At 55.6% G+C, this 1,285-nt stretch carries 1 rRNA gene; it reads right to left on the bottom strand.

Features of this window, described 5'->3' with window-relative positions:
• Positions 1 to 1,285 (bottom strand): 23S ribosomal RNA (locus tag ACLJPX_RS44205); the annotation flags it as partial.

The following is a 1,285-nucleotide window of genomic DNA, read 5'->3' as shown; positions in this document are numbered from 1 at the left end:
GGGTGGGATACCTCATCTTGGAACAGGCTTCCCGCTTAGATGCCTTCAGCGGTTATCCCTTCCGAACGTGGCCAACCAGCCATGCCACTGGCGTGACAACTGGCATACCAGAGGTTCGTCCGTCCCGGTCCTCTCGTACTAGGGACAGCCTTCCTCAAGTATCCTACGCGCGCGGCGGATAGGGACCGAACTGTCTCACGACGTTCTAAACCCAGCTCGCGTGCCGCTTTAATGGGCGAACAGCCCAACCCTTGGGACCTACTCCGGCCCCAGGATGCGACGAGCCGACATCGAGGTGCCAAACCATGCCGTCGATATGGACTCTTGGGCAAGATCAGCCTGTTATCCCCGGGGTACCTTTTATCCGTTGAGCGACACCCCTTCCACCAGGTGGTGCCGGATCACTAGTCCCGACTTTCGTCCCTGCTCGACATGTCTGTCTCACAGTCAAGCTCCCTTGTGCACTTGCACTCAACACCTGATTGCCAACCAGGCTGAGGGAACCTTTGGGCGCCTCCGTTACTCTTTAGGAGGCAACCGCCCCAGTTAAACTACCCATCAGGCACTGTCCCTGAACCAGATCATGGTCCGAGGTTCAGATTCCCAATCCGACCAGAGTGGTATTTCAACAACGACTCCACCAACACTAGCGTGCCAGCTTCACAGTCTCCCACCTATCCTACACAAGCCGAACCGAAAACCAATACCAAACTATAGTAAAGGTCCCGGGGTCTTTCCGTCCTGCCGCGCGTAACGAGCATCTTTACTCGTAGTGCAATTTCGCCGGGCCTGTGGTTGAGACAGCCGGAAAGTCGTTACGCCATTCGTGCAGGTCGGAACTTACCCGACAAGGAATTTCGCTACCTTAGGATGGTTATAGTTACCACCGCCGTTTACTGGCGCTTAAATTCTCAGCTTCACCCCCAAAGGGGTTAACCGGTCCTCTTAACGTTCCAGCACCGGGCAGGCGTCAGTCCATATACATCGTCTTGCGACTTCGCATGGACCTGTGTTTTTAGTAAACAGTCGCTTTCCGCTGGTCTCTGCGGCCACCATTCCCTAGTCCGCAAGGGACTTCAGGAACACTGGCCCCCCTTCTCCCGAAGTTACGGGGGCATTTTGCCGAGTTCCTTAACCACAGTTCACCCGATCGCCTTAGTATTCTCTACCTGACCACCTGTGTTGGTTTGGGGTACGGGCCGTGCACGCACTCGCTAGAGGCTTTTCTCGGCAGCATAGGATCACTCTACTTCACCTCAATCGGCTACGCATCACGTCTCAGCCT

The organism is Amycolatopsis sp. lyj-90 (genome assembly GCF_046549035.1).
Lineage (GTDB): Bacteria > Actinomycetota > Actinomycetes > Mycobacteriales > Pseudonocardiaceae > Amycolatopsis.
The sequence above is the reverse complement of the archived record's forward strand: the minus strand, read 5'-3'. Positions and strand labels throughout refer to the sequence as shown.